The organism is Breznakia sp. PF5-3 (assembly GCF_029504745.1).
In the GTDB taxonomy this organism is placed as follows: Bacteria; Bacillota_I; Bacilli_A; order Erysipelotrichales; family Erysipelotrichaceae; genus Breznakia.
This window is the reverse complement of sequence record NZ_JAQFIQ010000005.1, coordinates 26707-42225: the sequence shown is the minus strand read 5'-3', so window position 1 is coordinate 42225 and position 15519 is coordinate 26707. Positions and strand designations below refer to the sequence as shown.

The window sequence follows — 15519 nt, the reverse complement described above, 5'->3', positions numbered from 1 at the left end:
TGAGACAAGCAACCCCAAAGGATTGCCAATTGATTGAAAGTCTATTGTTACAAAAGGTAGATGAACTTTCAAAAAAAGGATTGGTGCAATGGGAAAAAGAAGAAGTGCTTTGGAAAACTTTACAAAATGAGTATGTGGTGGAAAATTTCTATCTTGTATATCAAGATGATGATCCTGTTGGATGTTTTTGTGTAATTGACTACGACCCAACCTATTGGCTACATGATAAACCTCATGAAGCTCTTTATATCCATAAGGTTATGGTTTTGGATAAAGTGAAGGGACAAGGTGTATCAAACTATATTTTAGATCAGTTTAAAGAACTTGGACGTAAGGCAGGTATGCCTTGTGTAAAACTAGATGTTCGAGCACACAAAGATAAACTGCGGGCGTATTATGAGCGAAATGATTTTATTCTAGAAGAAATCGTTGATTTAGGAAAAGGATATTTAACAGCATTATATCGATACGATTTAGTATAAAAAAGAAACTGGATACCTAAACAAGGTTCCAGTTTTTGAAAATAAATAAGGCAATTGAAGAATGGTATTTTATAATCTTTAATCTTCAATAAAAAGTGGTGGTTGCAATTCTTGTTTGACCATCATTTTTTGTTCTTCAATGGTTGTTGGATAACTGTATACTTGAGTGGCTTTTAGTTCCATTTCTCGATAGGGAGAAGGAATCTGACTATATTTTGATGCAATCTTAACCTCTTCTTTTATATGGTTAAGATAAGCCTGTCCTCGCTTATTAAAAGCTAAGATGCGTAAATAATCTACTTCAGGAAGATTATTTACATCGGCTTTTTTGGTTTGGTTCATCAAATGGGTCAAAGTTCGTTGGATACTTGCCTTTGTATAACGTTTTGATGTACAAGATATTAAGAAATCTTCATAAGAGTCTGCGAGTTTGCAATGTTTGATTAAATTGTTTTCAATTCCTTCATCCATCAAAAATAGTTGAGATAGATGTTTTTGATCACTCGTCAACAATAGGGTTTTGATATATGGATAATAATATTGCATTTGAAAAGTATCACTTAGATTATGCATAGGTGTAGCCAATGTGTAATCTTGTTGGGCAAAAATACTTTCACGAATAGCTGTCGCACTACTTATTTTCCCTTTTAATGATGTATCATGATAATTTGTGGTTCTTTGAATTGTATGGGCTTCTATTTCAGTGTCCTTTAAATGTTTTAAATAATTCAAACCTAAAATATCATTAGGATTTAAATCGCCATAAAGTTGTTCATAAGCTTTTGCACTGGATATTCCTGCTTGTTTTAATTCACTGATATCATCTTTGATGGTTAAAAGTTTTTTTAAAATATCAAGATTGTTAGATTCACTACCAAATACCAAAGCATCAATATTAGCAAGTTTTAAGATATCAATAGCTCCTTTGGCAAACATGTTTGCACTTTGGGTAGCATAAATAAAAGGTAATTCTACAACGATATCTACACCATGCTCAATCGCTACCTTTGCTCGCTCCCACTTATTTGTGATAGCGGGTTCTCCACGCTGTACAAAGTTTCCACTCATGACACAAATCAAGATATCAGCACCTGTTATTGCTCTTGTTTTTTGAATATGCAGCATATGTCCATTATGAAATGGATTGTATTCACATACGATGCCCGCTACTTTAAAATGAGTTTTCATGTCTTCATTATACTTCAAATGGATTTAAATAAAAATAAGTTTATGCTAGAATAGTGAAAGAGAGGTAAAAAGATGAAAAAAACAAGTTTAGTAGTTTTGGCTGCTGGTATGGGAAGTCGCTATGGGGGATTAAAGCAGATTGACAAGATCGGACCAAATGGTGAAGTGATTCTTGAACTTAGTGTTTATGATGCTATTCAAGCTGGATTTAATGAAGTTATTTTCATAATAAAAAAAGCAATAGAAGCAGATTTCAAATCTGCAATAGGAGATAAAATAAGTAAACAAGTGAATGTGAAATATGTTTATCAAGAAATTGATAACAGCATTCCACAAGGATTTGAAATTCCAGAAGGAAGAGAGAAGCCTTGGGGAACAGGCCATGCCCTATTGTGTTGTGAAGGTGTAATTGACTCACCATTCGCAGTTATTAATGCGGATGATTACTATGGGCGTGAAGGGTTTGAGAAATTGCATGATTTCTTAGTATCAGATGCGATTGGTGATCATTATGCAATGGTTGGTTATATTTTAGCGAATACAGTGAGTGAGAATGGAAGTGTTGCTCGTGGAGTATGTACGGTGAAGGATGGCAAGCTTACGAATGTCGATGAACTTACACGAATTGAAAAACATCCAAAAGGAATTGAATATAGCAAAGATGAAGGTATGACATGGTTGCCTTTGGAAGAAAACCGTTTGGTATCGATGAACATGTGGGGATTCAAACCTTCCTTCATTCAGTATATGAAAGAAGACTTCGTTAAGTTTTTTGAAAATGAAGTTCCTAAGAACCAATTGAAGTCAGAATTCTATATTCCTAAAGAAGTTGGAAAAATGTTACGTGATAACCAAATTGAAGTAACGGTTTTATCAAGTGAAGATAAATGGTATGGAGTTACTTATCAAGAAGACAAACCAATTGTCAAAGCTGGAATAAAAAGATTGATAGATGATGGAAAATACCCTGTACCACTTTGGGATTAATTTCATTGATTCTTTGTTGACTTTGCCCTACTTTTTCAATATAATGAATAGGCAGGCAATGAGGTGATGATCTTGAAATGGTCAAAAAATGAGATACTAAATTTGCATAAGGAACCTATATCTTTTGATGAAGATATCAGTTTTGCCAAAGAGGTATTTAATAAAAATCACCACTTACGTGACCTTGAAAATGTGAATGTAAAAGGTACACTTCGCTATGATGTACAAAGTGACTTTGTTACTTGTGACATGGAGATTAGTGGCGACATGATCCTACCTTGTGCGATTACAAATGAAGATGTTCGTTATCCATTCAATGTGGAAACAACAGAAGTGTTTGCATTTCGTAAAGTTGAGGATAATGAAGACATTCATGAAGCAAAGGGAGATGTAATCGAACTTCTGCCAATTATCTTTCAAACCATCATGATGGAAGTACCTTTAAAAGTTGTAAAAGATGATGTAAAGGAATATCCAAAGGGAAATGGTTGGGAAGTAATAAAAGAAAGCGATTATAAAAACAAACAAGAAGATGAAGTAGATCCTCGATTAGCTAAGCTAAAAGAGTTTAAAATCGAAGAAGATTAAGAGGAGGTATTTATGGCTGTTCAACAAAGACGTGGTTCAAAGCATAGAAAAGCAAAAAGAAGAACACACTATAAATTAGTAAGACCTACATTGACAAAATGTCCAGCATGTGGAGAATTTGTTAGACCACACAGAATGTGTGAATGTGGAAATTACAACGGAAAACAAATTACAGAATAAGAAAGCAGCGAAAGCTGTTTTTTTTATGAAATATTAGACTTATATATAACTTTCTTGTGGAAGGTGATATAATAGTCTCATTAAAAATAGGAGTTAAGATGAGAGCTAGAATAACGATATTAATTGTAAAGTTTATCCGAGCAGGATTACGCTTGTTTGGTCGTGGTGGTTCACTACCAGGACAAATTGCATTGAAATTAGATGCAAATATTTTAAAAAAGATAAAGTATCCTTCAAAGATTATTCTTGTAACTGGTACAAATGGGAAAACAACAACCAATAATATGGTATATGCGCTTATGCGTAAGAAATATGAGAATGCCATTTGTAATGTACGTGGAGATAATTTAATGGCAGGGATAACAACACTAATTTTAAATCATACTTCATTTGGTTTGAAAGTACAAAGTGATTGTATTGTCATTGAGGTTGATGAATTAAATGTGCCACATGTTTTAAAGAATGTACCTGTATCAACGATTTTAATTAATAACTTTTTCCGTGATCAGTTGGATCGTGCAGGTGAAATGGAAAATGTTGTTGGTAAAGTAGGAAATGCACTTGCTACATACCAAGGACAATTGGTATTGAATGGGGATGATCCAAATGTTGTGCGGTTAGCAGATGTAGCTCCTCAAGCTGAAGTGTTTTACTTTGGGGTAGCAAAAAATAAACTAAGTAAACAAGTATCTGATGAAGCGAGTGAGGGAAAATTCTGTTTTCGATGCAATGCTGTTTTAGAATATGATTACTATCAATATTCACATATTGGTAGATTCCATTGTCCAAACTGTGATTTTGGACATCATAGTTTCTATTTAGAAGCGACTGATGTGGATATTGATAAGCAAAGCTTTACTGTGGATGGAGTCGTGTTTCATACACCACAAGATGCGTTATATGCAATTTATAATTGCGTGGGAGTAATTAGTATTGCTAAGTTGTATGATATTTCTTTTTTGGTAGCCAAAGAAGTGTTGGAAGGTTTTGAATTAAAAGATGGACGGATGGAACATTTTGATATTGGTAGAGATTGTTTGTTGAATTTAGTAAAAAATCCTACAGGTGCCAATGAAGTTATGAAGTATATCATGCGTGATCAAGAAGCTAAGGATATTGTTATTGTATTAAATGATAATGTTCAAGATGGAACTGATATTTCATGGATATGGGATGCACATTTTGATTTATTAGTAGATTCGCAAACAAAAGTAATTATTTGTAGTGGCTTGCGGGCATATGATATGGCATTGCGATTAAAGTATGAAAATTTTACGGGAGAAATCATTGTTTTACCTAAGGTGGAAGATGCGATTATGAAATTGAAATCGTTGCATGATCATGCATATGTACTTGCAACATATACTGCACTCCAACCAATGCGTACAGCATTGAGGAGGAATCAGAAATGAAAATGAAAATTTTATGGATGTATCATGATATTATGGATCTTTATGGAGATCGAGGAAATATTCAAGTATTAAAAAAACGTTGTTTGGATCGCGATATCGAAGTAAGTATTGATACTTGTGGAATTGGTGAGCAAAAAAATTTAAACGATTATCATTTGATTTTCATTGGTGGTGGAGCGGATCGCGAGCAACATTTACTATATCAAGATTTAGTGAATCGAAAACAAGACATTCTCGATGCAATTAAAGCTCATACATTCGTTTTGTTGATTTGTGGAGGTTATCAATTTTTTGGTAAATACTACATTGATAGCAATGGTAATCGAATTGAAGGGTTGGGACTTTTTGAGTATTATACAGAAAGCAATTCTGATGTTGGTAGATGTATTGGAAATATTGAAATTGAGGCTGATTTGGATGGTGAAAAAGTGTCGATTGTTGGTTTTGAAAATCATGGTGGACAGACAAAGAATATTAAAACACCACTAGGAAAGGTAATCAAAGGGCATGGAAATGTTTATCGTGGTGAATTTGAAGGCTTTTATAATGGACAGGTTTTAGGTACTTATATGCATGGACCATTGTTACCAAAGAATCCAGAGATGGCTGATTTCATCATCAAGAAAGCATTGCATAAAGATTATGAAGAAGTAATGTTAAAACCTTTGGACGATACGTTAGAGTTAGAAGCAAAAGAAACTATGCGAAAAAGAATGCAGCAGGAAAAGGGATAATATGAGTTTAGATTCAACATTTGAAAAAGCATTTCACGATGAAGCGATGCAACAGAAGTTTTTCTATGAGTTGTTATTAAATGATGTGTATATTATTGCTGCGAGTGATTTAGAAGGAAATCGTGTTGTAGAAGGTGACAATTTAAAAATATTCACAATCAATCATGAAGATGAAGTATATGTACCTTTATTTTTATCAATGAATGCATTAGCAGATTTCCTTGATGAAAATGAAACACCTTATGTGAAAGCCAATGCTGCGGATATACTAGAAACCTTAAAAGAAAATAATGTAGTGATTAACCCAGGACAGGAAGAATCTATTATTCTTTATTCTGATGAAATTAAGGGATTATTGCAACAGGGATTAAATTAAAATGATAATGAGAAGATATTCTTCTCATTTTTTAATAGTGAACCTTTTTTTTATTGTTTTCATCTAATTAAATAGTGTGTTAAAGGAACATACGTGAAAGGAAAAGAGAAGATGAACAAGAGAAAATTGAGAAAGCATATTGTTTATGGAAGAAGAATATTATGTAGTTTGATGATTCTAAGCATCCTTAGTATGTCTATTGTATTTAGTGGTTTGGAGCTGGAATCAAACGCTTCTGAAATTACGGAAACAGATGTTACAGATGATAATAAAGAAGATAATAAAAGTATCCAAACGCTTCAAAGTGAAGATGTGGATAATGATGAGCCAGAGGTTGCAATTGAAGAAACATACTCAATTACAGCAGCGAATATAGTAATGACATCAAATGAAGCAAGGTCAATTAAAGCCAATGATGAATTGATTGAACTTGCAAAAGCGAAAGCTTATCGTGAAAGTGATAATAGTGAAGGTGAAGTACGTGTGAAGCAAACCAATTTCCGACCAGAGATCGGAGTATATGAGGTCACTTTTTATGTGGTAGAAGATCCTTCTACCCAAACGACTGTATATATTGCTGTTTCAGCTTCAACAGGAGGTGCGTTCTATCATACGAATGCAAACGATGTTGTAATCACTTTAGAAGATGCTGTGAAAATTACAACAGCAGAAGATTTGATAAAAATTACGGAAGCAAAATCTACAATTTCAATCGTAGGATATGGAACTCGAAATCGAGAAACAGATATGGTCTCTTCAACATACAAGCCAGAGATTGGTGAATATAAGGTGAGTTTTAAAGCAAGGCTTTTACCTGATGAGGCAATGAGTGATGGACTAACAAAGACTGTGACTATCAAAGTAGTAGATACAGGAACCATAGAAGCTCGTAATAATTTTGCGATTTATGCAAAGGGAGCTTCCATGAGTGAGGCAGAAGCAAGTAAGATAAACGAACAACAACTTATTGAACTTTGTGGTGCAAAGGTTTGGAGCACAAAGGATATGAGTGAAGCAGATGTTGTAATTAAAGATAACAACGTACAAGCAAAACAAGGCCTTTATAACGTAACGTTCCAAGCAAAAGATAATCCCATGTTAACTATTTCTGTAGTTATAAATGTAGGGGATAGCAAAGAAAAAACATATTATACTACAACAGCTGAAAATCAATTGATTACTTTAGCACAAGCACAAAAAATAAAGAATAATGATGATTTAATCATACTAACAAATGCGTATTCTAAATTGTATAATGTAGATACAAATAAAGGAGAATTTACAACTACCAAAGTAGTATCATCTAATTTTGTAGTAGCAGAAGGGGAATATGAAATAAAACTAGAAGCCAAAGGGTATAAGGCGAATAAAAAAATTCAAAAAACGGTTATTGTAAAAGTAGTGGATGCAGATAATATTACGGTAAATAAAGAAAAAGGACTTGTGATTACAAGCAATGATGTAAGGATGAGTGAAACAGAATATGATAATGCAGACTTAAATGTTGCTGCCAATGTTCAAGCGTGGAATTTAGCTGATATGAAAAAAGTAGATACAACGATGTTAGGGTATATACCAAAACAGCAAATATATTATGCAGTAATTGGACATCTTGATGTAAGTATCACATCAAATATTTATATTGATGGATATCCACGAATAAGCTTTGCTTCAACACCATTAATTGTTGAAGCAGGAAAAGAATTGGATTTAATGAGTGGTGTTACGGCAGAAGATGATAAGGATGGAGATATAACATATAAGGTAGAGTACAGAACGTTGAATGGACTGTTTGATTCTGTATACTTTACAGAACCTGGAGAATATGAAATATTCTATACAGTTGTTGATAGTGATGATAACTCGTTTACTGCATCAAGAACGTTAATTGTAAAAGCAGCAGATAATAAGAAAGTTACTTATGTTGGAAATGCAAATGATGTAGTGATTGAAGTAAATGAAGCAGAAAAAGTAAACTCTAATCAAGCATTGATTGATTTAGTAGATGCAGAAGCATGGGAATATGATGGAAAAACACCAGTGAAGAGAAGTACGATAGAAGTTGCAAGTAGCACATTTTCTCCAGCAAAAGGAGAATATACAGTTTCATTTTGTGTAGAGGGGGATCCAACTGTAATTGTTGCTACAAGTAAGATTATCGTAGTAGAAAATGAGATTATTAATAAAGATGAGTATATGTTTACAGCAAATCCAATCATGATTAGTAAACAGCAAGCAAAAGATATCACGGATGAGGAATTGATTGAATTGACAGATGCACAAGCATATCGAAAAGATGATTTATCAGAAGTGCCAGTAGCGGTGAAGTCACATAATGTACAAGGAGAAAAAGGAATCTATACAGTTATCTTTTATGTAGATGGTGACCAAACAAAGACATTCACAACAATTGTTAATGTTATGGAATTGTCAATAACAATAGAGGCTAGTGATTTTACTATCCCTTATGAGAAAGTACAATCATTAGATGAAAGTGAAATCAAAGAATTAGCAAATGTAAATGTTATAACGGATCTTCGATCTCGTGCATCAGTTGAAAGAAACAAAGAAGTTAAAGTAGATGTGAACACATTGAAAGCTTTAAAAAATGGTGCTAAAACAGGAGGCGTATATACACTTCGTTTATATGTAGAACAAGAGGGAAGTGTATATGAAAAATATATTCAAGTTACAGTGCAAAAAGCCAAAGAAGATAAAGTAATAAGTAAACCATCAAAATCAACCGATGATACAAATGTTGTAAACAGTGGTGATGCAACAAATGTAAATCTTTGGATGGGAGTTCTTTCTTTATCATTAATAGCAATATTAGGTGTCGCAAAAAAACAAAAGAAACATTCAAAAATAATGTAAAGATTAGGAAAAAATGAATTATATTGCAGTTTTGAGGAAGTTGTGCTAAACTGTATGCATACGAAACAAGAGTGGGCGAAAGCCCACTCTTACTTATTGAATAGGAGGTAGTATGACTTCACTTTTAAAACTAAAAGAAATTATCAAACCAATCGTTGATGCAGAGAATTTAAATTTGTATGACATTGTGTGGACCCAAGAGGGTAAAATGAAAATATTGCAGGTTTCGATAATCGATAAAAGTGGAAAAATGGACATTGATACTTGTGCAAAAGTATCTGGGTATATTTCAGATAAGTTAGATGAGCTTGATATCATTAACTATGAATATTATCTAGAAGTCTGTTCACCAGGGGCTGAGCGTGAATTGCGAAACGATGAAGAATTGATGAGTGCACTTGGAGATTATGTATATGTGAAATTAAAAGATCCAAAGGCAGGACTTGATGAAATAAAAGGCTATTTAAAAGCTGTAGATGAAGAAACAATTCAGGTAGAATATTTATTAAAAACAGTAAAGAAACAAATCTCGATTGATAAAAGCAATATACGCTTAATCAGATTATCAGTTAAAATTTAGGAAGGAACTTAACAAAGACATGAAACTAAAAGATGTAATGAAGGCGATGCAAGAAATTGAAAGTGATCGCAGTATTTCAAAAGAAATTATTATTGAAGCTTTGCAAGAAGCATTAACAAAAGCATATCGTAAACATATTGATATTCAAGATGCTTATGTACGTGTATCTTTTGATGATGATATTAAGGTGTATCATCAAAAACTTGTGGTCGAAGAAGTCACAGATGATGAATTAGAAATTTCACTAGAAGATGCAAAAGCAATTCGTGAAGATTATGAATTGGGAGCTTTTGTAGAAGAAGAAGTGGATTTTACAGAATTTGGACGAATCGCCATTATTTTAGCGAAAAATGTTATGAAACAAAAGACTAGAGAAGCTCAAAAACAAGCTGTGTATGATGAGTATGCAGATAAGTTAGAAGAGCTTGTAACTGGTGTTGTGGAAACGGTAGAGGATAAATTCTGTTTGGTAAATATTGGTAAAACATTAGCTTTGATGCCAAAGGTGGCACAAATTCCAAATGAAACATATTATGAAGGACAACATGTTAAGGTTGTAATTAGTGATGTTAATAAAGAAACAAAAGGTGCACAAGTATTGGTTTCTCGTGCAGATCCAGTATTGGTAAAACGTTTGTTTGAAAAAGAAGTACCTGAAATTTATCAAGGAATCGTGGAAATTAAGGCGATTGCTCGTGAAGCTGGAGAACGCTGTAAGATGGCAGTATATTCAAATAATGAAAACATTGATCCAATTGGAGCATGTATTGGTCCACGTGGTTCACGTGTTCAAGTTATTATTGAAGAGTTAAAAGGTGAAAAAATTGATATTTTTGAATGGAGTGAAGATGTAGGAGAACTTATTAAGAATGCATTAGCTCCAGCAGAAATTTTAGCTGTTATTCCAAATGAAGCCAAACGCGGATTGATGGTTATTGTAAATGATGATCAATTATCTTTGGCAATTGGGAAAAAAGGAAAAAATGCTAGACTTGCAGTGAAACTTACAAATAATACGATTGATATTAAATCGGTTAGTGATGCAGAAACAATGGGAATTGATTGGAAAGCAATTGCTGAACAAGAAGCACTTAAGATGGCAGAAGCAAAAGAACAAGAACGTGCACGTGCACAAAAAGATATTTTTGATGAGTTAAGCAAACAAGAAGCACAACAAGAATTCAGTGATGAATTGTTGAGTGAAGAGTTCATTGAAGAAGAATTCCAACCAGAAACAACTACTCCTGTTGAGACAAACAAAGAGAAAGTTGTTGTGGAAGAAACGGTGGAGGTTGCGAAAGAAAAAGCCCAACCAAAACCAAAGAAAGTAGAAAAAGTAGAAGTACCAAAAGAAGAAGATGAACTTGAAAAAGCTGCTCGTTTAGCAAAAGAGAAAAAAGCAAAGGGTATCGATATTGAAGAAAAACGTGCTTATGTTTCTAAATTTGAAGATATTGCTGGTGCGAAGAAAGAAGAAACACCAAAGGCAAAAGTGAAGAAGAAATATAAGAAGCAAGATGATAACGATGCAATCTATGAAGATACACAACCTCAACCAACACATGATCCAAACGAACGTGATTATGAATTGAAACCAATTTATACAGAAGAAGAATTGGCGGAAATTGCTGCAGCAGAAGCTGCTGAAAAAGAAAAAGCATGGATCAATGATGATATTGATTTTGATGAATATGATGAATTTTATGATGAGGAATAGAAAAGAGGTATCATTTTGAGAAAAATACCTTTACGAAAATGTGTTGCAACCCAAGAGCAATTACCTAAAAAGGAATTGATTCGTGTGGTTAGAACACCAGAAAAGGATGTCATTGTTGATTTGAGTGGTAAGGCTAATGGTAGAGGTGCTTATTTAAAGAAAAGCAATGAAGCTGTTGATTTGGCACAAAAGAAAAAGATTTTGGATCGTGCTTTGAATGTGAAAGTAGAAGATTCTATTTATGATGAATTGAGGAAGTTGATTAATGAATAAACTTGTAGGTATCTTAGGGTTGGCAGCAGCTTCTAGAAATATTTCTATAGGTGAAACAATCATGAAAGATATTCGAGCGAGGAAGTGTAAGTTTGTTTTGATTGCTGAAGATGCTTCAGCAAATACAAAAAAGAAACTAGAAGATAAGTGTAAATATTATCAAATAGCATATGGTTTTATAGAAAGTAGCGAGGTGTTAAGCAAAGCGATTGGTAAATTTAATGTGAAAGCAGTTGGAATATTAGATGATGGCTTTGCGAATAAAATAAAGATTAATTTGAAAGGTTAGGTGAGGATATGGCAAAAACAAGACAAAGACGCAATAACAAGAATACGAAAAGAGAGTATACGCCAAAAAAAGTAGAAGAAGCAGTTACAGAGATAACATATTCTGGACAGGTTACAGTTGGTGAATTGGCTAAGCTAATGCACAAACAATCTTCTGAAATTATTAAGTTTCTCTTTTTATTGGGAAATATGGCAACCATCAATACCGTATTGGATGATGAAAATATTGAACTTGTAGGTATGGAGTTTGGTATTGAAGTTCATAAAGAAAATATTGTTGAAGAGTTCAATTTTGAAGAAATTGAAGAAGAAGATGATCCAAAACAATTGGAAAGCCGTCCACCTGTTGTTACTATCATGGGACATGTTGACCATGGGAAAACAACACTTTTGGATACAATTCGTAAAACAAAAGTCACAGAAGGTGAATTTGGTGGAATTACACAACATATCGGTGCGTATCAAATCGAGGTCAAAGGTAAAAAGGTTACCTTCTTAGATACACCAGGACATGAGGCATTTACGGCTATGCGTGCTCGTGGTGCAAAAGTTACTGATGTAACTATTATCGTTGTTGCAGCAGATGATGGTGTAATGCCACAAACAAAAGAAGCAATCGACCATGCGAAGGCAGCAGGTGTACCAATTATTGTAGCTATCAACAAGATGGACAAAGAAGGTGCAAATCCTGAGCGCGTAATGAGTGAGATGAGTGATAATGGATGTATGCCAGAAGAATGGGGTGGAGATACGATCTTTGTTCCTGTAAGTGCAAAAACAGGAGAAGGCGTTGAAGACCTATTAGAAAATGTTTTAGTTGTTGCCGAAGTTGCAGATTTAAAAGCAAATCCTCATAAAAATGGAGTTGGAACCGTAATTGAAGCGAAACTTGATAAGGGTCGTGGAGCAGTTGCAACCTTACTTATTGAAAATGGGACATTACATGCATCAGATGCTATTGTTGTTGGTACCGCTTTTGGTAGAGTAAGAAAAATGACAGATGATATAGGAAAAGAAATCAAAACGGCAGGTCCATCAACACCAGTAGAAATTATTGGGTTAAATAGTGTTCCTGTTGCTGGAGATGTGTTTAAAGCATTTGATTCAGAAAAGAAAGCAAGACAAATTGCAGAAGCACGTTTAAATGTTCGTGTTGAAGAAGAGCGTAATGCTTCATCAGCTCTTAGTTTGGATGACCTTGCTCGTCAAATCGAGGAAGGTGACATTCAAAGTATCAATGTGATTGTAAAAGCAGATGTACAAGGTAGTGCAGAAGCTTTAAAAGCATCACTTGAAAAGATCGAAGTACAAGGAGTAAAGGTGAATGTAATTCGTTCTACTGCTGGAGCAATTAGTGAATCAGATATTATGTTAGCGAGTGCATCCAATGCAGTTGTATATGGATTTAATGTACGCCCAAATGCTGCTGTGCGTAAAAAAGCAGAGGAAGAAGGCGTAGATATTCGTCTTCATAACATTATTTATAAAGCGATTGAAGAAATGGAACATGCTATGAAAGGTATGTTGGCACCTGTATATGAAGAGGTTATCATTGGACAAGCAGAAGTTCGTGAAACTTACAAGGTTAGTAAGATTGGAACTATTGCTGGTTGTATGGTTAGTGATGGTGTTATTAAACGAGACTGTGGAGTTCGTTTAATCCGTGATGGAATCGTTGTCTATGAAGGAAAACTTGGATCTTTAAAACGTTTTAAAGATGATGCCAAAGAAGTTAGTAATGGATACGAATGTGGTATCACAATTGAAAACTTTAATGATATTAAAGAAGGAGATTTAATTGAAGCATTTGAAGATCAACAAGTAGAAGTGGAGTAATCACATGGGTTTAAAGAATGAAAAAGTTGCAGAATTGATTCGTAGGAATATTTCTGAAATCATAACAAGAGCTGTGAAGGATCCAAAAATTGGATTCATCACAGTAATGGATTGTGTTGTTACAAATGATTTATCAGTAGCAAAAGTATATGTATCTTTTTTGGGAAGAGATTCTCGTAAAGAAGCGGGAATGAAAGCTTTAAATCGTTCAAAAGGATTTATTCGTAGTGAATTATCTAAAAAATTAACGATGCGCAAAGTTCCAGAGTTAGTCTTCTTATTGGATGACACGCTTGAAAAAGGAGATCGAATCGATAAAATTATCGCTGATATTCACGCTCGTGATAAGTAAGTTACGGGGGTATACAGATGATAAACTGGCTTATAGAATTAGTTGTCAATAGTATTGTTGTTTCAACAATACTATCGACAATTATATTTAGTATCATTTATATATATAAGAAAAATAAAGGGAGGCATTTTAAACATAAAATTGTTACCTTTATTTTTGTCTTTTATTTGATTGCCTTGCTATATGTTACGGTATATCGTGAGGGTTTGTTTATGAATACCACGCGGGTAATCAATTTAGAACCATTGACCATTTTATTATGGTCTTTTGAAAATTTGTTGTATGTAGATACACGAAGCGCATATCTTTTCTTGCTATATAATGTTGGTGGAAATATCATTTGGTTTATTCCTTTTGGCCTTTGTATCAATTATTTTATAAAAACGACAAACTTTATAAAAGTATTGTGTTATTCATTTTTATTATCTTTAGCAATCGAAAGTGTTCAGTATTTGTGTTATGTTGGAATATCCGATATTGATGATTTGATTTTTAATACGATTGGTGGATGTATTGGTTATGTAATCTACTGTATCATCTATCGAAAGAAGGGAGAACAAAATGTCAATCAAAAAACAAGTGAAGAGATTTTGGAAAGTATTTCTAGAAGAGAAAAATAATTTAGAAAAAGCGTTAGCAGAAAATAATAGTGGTGAGATTAATGAGATTGTTAAAATTTTAAACACGTATTTTGAAGAATTTACGAATTCTTCACTAGAAGTGGGAATCAGCGATGATTTTTATGAATTGACATTCCATAGCGGACAAGATAAAAACGTACAGTTAATCTGTGCTGTATTAAAATCGTTTGCACCCAAAGCGTTATCAGACAAATGGATTATCAATGCGTATTTACCACCATTAAGTGAAAAAGCATTGCATACGGTATTGCGAATTAAAGAACAAGAATATCACCCAGAAGATTTTATTGTTTATTATACAATTGATGATGTGAATAAATCTTTTCATGTGGAAATCTATTGTGATGCTTTCTCTGTTTTAGATCCTAATAAAGCTAATGAAATCGCAGTATATATGTTGCAGTTATTCATTGGTGAATGTGCTCTTGAAGCATATATTGGAAATATTGAAGTTATTGATGCACAAAAGGGTGGAAATTATGCAATTTTACCAGAATTCTATGAAGTAATGTTAGAAATTATAGATGAGAAAGAATGGCCAGAATATAATGATCCAACGACAATTTATAGAGTGTATCAATTGCAAGATGAAAAAATTGTTGATGAAGTTCGTAAAGATATGAAAATGATTTTTACGGTTCATCCGATTTTAATTAGTGAAGTATTAAATAATGAGTTTGTTACGTATCATGAATTTTATGATTATGGTGGTGAATTTGGATACTTATATTATAAGAACAACCATGGTTCTGATGCAGATGCACTTTATCGTCAACAGTTAGAAAAGAAATTAAATGAATTGTTGTTTCCGCATGGTATAGCTAAGAGCATTGGTGGTGCAATAGGTACCAATTATTCTTATATTGATCTTGCAATTTATGATAAAGAAGAGTTTTTGAAGGCATTGGATAAAATTAATAATCATTTGTCAGTAGAATTAACTTATAAGGCATTTGAATAAGACCACTAAATAAAGTTTAGTGGTTTTCTATTTTTGTCTTTAAGAAATTG

The 15519-nt window shown here is 33.4% G+C and carries 17 protein-coding genes; 16 read left to right on the top strand and 1 reads right to left on the bottom strand.

Annotated elements, in window-relative coordinates:
- The first annotated feature begins 29 nt into the window (after positions 1 to 29).
- Entirely contained in the window at positions 30 to 482 is a 453-nt protein-coding gene (locus tag M2475_RS02130) for a GNAT family N-acetyltransferase (protein ID WP_277489292.1), read from the top strand.
- 78 nt (positions 483 to 560) lie between these two features.
- Here the strand turns inward: M2475_RS02130 and M2475_RS02125 are convergent, their stop codons facing one another.
- Positions 561 to 1670, bottom strand: a complete 1110-nt coding sequence (locus tag M2475_RS02125; RefSeq protein WP_277489291.1) for a nucleotidyltransferase family protein — start codon at positions 1668 to 1670, stop codon at positions 561 to 563.
- A gap of 72 nt (positions 1671 to 1742) precedes the next feature.
- Between M2475_RS02125 and M2475_RS02120 the strand changes: the two genes are divergently transcribed.
- The 15 genes from M2475_RS02120 (at position 1743) to M2475_RS02050 (ending at position 15469) form a co-directional block, all read left to right on the top strand.
- The gene (locus M2475_RS02120; RefSeq protein WP_277489290.1) at positions 1743 to 2657 is read left to right on the top strand and encodes a sugar phosphate nucleotidyltransferase; all 915 of its coding nucleotides are present in this window, start codon (positions 1743 to 1745) and stop codon (positions 2655 to 2657) included.
- 66 nt (positions 2658 to 2723) lie between these two features.
- Entirely contained in the window at positions 2724 to 3245 is a 522-nt protein-coding gene (locus M2475_RS02115) for a YceD family protein (RefSeq protein ID WP_277489319.1), read from the top strand.
- 12 nt (positions 3246 to 3257) lie between these two features.
- Positions 3258 to 3425 (top strand): 50S ribosomal protein L32, encoded by a 168-nt coding sequence (gene rpmF, locus M2475_RS02110; RefSeq protein ID WP_277489289.1) that lies wholly within the window; start codon positions 3258 to 3260, stop codon positions 3423 to 3425.
- A 98-nt stretch (positions 3426 to 3523) separates the two neighbouring features.
- Positions 3524 to 4837, top strand: a complete 1314-nt coding sequence (locus M2475_RS02105; RefSeq protein ID WP_277489288.1) for a Mur ligase family protein — start codon at positions 3524 to 3526, stop codon at positions 4835 to 4837.
- On the top strand, positions 4834 to 5571 hold the full coding sequence (locus M2475_RS02100) for a glutamine amidotransferase (RefSeq protein ID WP_277489287.1): 738 nt from the start codon (positions 4834 to 4836) through the stop codon (positions 5569 to 5571). Before M2475_RS02105 ends, M2475_RS02100 begins: the two co-directional genes overlap by 4 nt.
- 1 nt (position 5572) lies before the next feature.
- Positions 5573 to 5947 (top strand): SseB family protein, encoded by a 375-nt coding sequence (locus tag M2475_RS02095; RefSeq protein WP_277489286.1) that lies wholly within the window; start codon positions 5573 to 5575, stop codon positions 5945 to 5947.
- 111 nt (positions 5948 to 6058) lie between these two features.
- On the top strand, positions 6059 to 8821 hold the full coding sequence (locus M2475_RS02090; RefSeq protein WP_277489285.1) for an immunoglobulin-like domain-containing protein: 2763 nt from the start codon (positions 6059 to 6061) through the stop codon (positions 8819 to 8821).
- A 112-nt stretch (positions 8822 to 8933) separates the two neighbouring features.
- Complete coding sequence (gene rimP / locus M2475_RS02085; RefSeq protein ID WP_277489284.1) at positions 8934 to 9401, top strand: ribosome maturation factor RimP; 468 nt, start codon at positions 8934 to 8936, stop codon at positions 9399 to 9401.
- 19 nt (positions 9402 to 9420) lie between these two features.
- Positions 9421 to 11118: a transcription termination factor NusA gene (gene nusA / locus M2475_RS02080; RefSeq protein ID WP_277489283.1), complete on the top strand. Its 1698-nt coding sequence runs from the start codon at positions 9421 to 9423 to the stop codon at positions 11116 to 11118.
- 15 nt (positions 11119 to 11133) lie between these two features.
- Positions 11134 to 11391, top strand: a complete 258-nt coding sequence (locus tag M2475_RS02075; RefSeq protein ID WP_277489282.1) for a YlxR family protein — start codon at positions 11134 to 11136, stop codon at positions 11389 to 11391.
- Positions 11384 to 11680, top strand: a complete 297-nt coding sequence (locus tag M2475_RS02070) for a ribosomal L7Ae/L30e/S12e/Gadd45 family protein (protein WP_277489281.1) — start codon at positions 11384 to 11386, stop codon at positions 11678 to 11680. The genes M2475_RS02075 and M2475_RS02070 overlap by 8 nt, the downstream gene beginning before the upstream one ends.
- A gap of 8 nt (positions 11681 to 11688) precedes the next feature.
- The gene (infB, locus tag M2475_RS02065) at positions 11689 to 13515 is read left to right on the top strand and encodes a translation initiation factor IF-2 (protein WP_277489279.1); all 1827 of its coding nucleotides are present in this window, start codon (positions 11689 to 11691) and stop codon (positions 13513 to 13515) included.
- A 4-nt stretch (positions 13516 to 13519) separates the two neighbouring features.
- On the top strand, positions 13520 to 13867 hold the full coding sequence (gene rbfA / locus M2475_RS02060; RefSeq protein ID WP_277489277.1) for a 30S ribosome-binding factor RbfA: 348 nt from the start codon (positions 13520 to 13522) through the stop codon (positions 13865 to 13867).
- A gap of 17 nt (positions 13868 to 13884) precedes the next feature.
- Complete coding sequence (locus tag M2475_RS02055) at positions 13885 to 14487, top strand: VanZ family protein (protein WP_277489276.1); 603 nt, start codon at positions 13885 to 13887, stop codon at positions 14485 to 14487.
- Positions 14429 to 15469 (top strand): hypothetical protein, encoded by a 1041-nt coding sequence (locus tag M2475_RS02050; protein ID WP_277489275.1) that lies wholly within the window; start codon positions 14429 to 14431, stop codon positions 15467 to 15469. Before M2475_RS02055 ends, M2475_RS02050 begins: the two co-directional genes overlap by 59 nt.
- Positions 15470 to 15519: the final 50 nt, after the last annotated feature.